1 protein-coding gene is annotated in these 518 nt (G+C 43.2%); it reads right to left on the bottom strand.

All coding sequences use genetic code 11. From position 1 onward, the window contains the following. Positions 1-434, bottom strand: a 434-nt coding sequence (locus tag R8O11_RS31260) for a DNA-J related domain-containing protein (RefSeq protein ID WP_318195397.1), incomplete at its 3' end; no start/stop codon positions are given. Between the last annotated feature and the right edge of the window lie 84 nt (positions 435-518).

Genomic DNA, 518 nt, shown 5'->3' with positions numbered 1-518 from the left:
GCGCCGCCGACAAAGCGTTGATAACGACTCCAAAACTCATTGAGTAATCGACGAACTTCATCTTTGTTCGCTTCATAATGGCTCCAATCCAAATAGTATTGTCGCAAAGGATCGTTTGGATCGACGCTATTTCTACTCGCTTCTAATGCTGACATCAACATGATATCCATCGCTTCTACTTGCAACCAACTGTCCGGAAAGAGCGTCTCTTGCAGTTGATACAGCGCATTCATTATCAGAAAGTTTCTTTTGAATAAGTCTTTATCTGGCGAGGGGTCAAGCTGGTTAATGTAACCGCGCTCACTGAGCTTGCTGGCCAAGGTGTGTACTTTCCAACCAGACGGTTGCTTTTTGAGAATCTCAAGCATTGGCCAAAGCAACGGGTTTTCTATTTCACTCTGACTGCTATCGCATACGCCATATTGATCTTCCATGCGCCCTCGTTTGATTTATAAGCGATTAAAATTGAGCAGGTTTCAAAGCTCAACGTCGTTACTTTTGTACCATAAACGAAAAAA

This window comes from Vibrio sp. 1288 (assembly GCF_033344475.1).
This window is presented reverse-complemented; position numbering and strand designations above follow the sequence as displayed.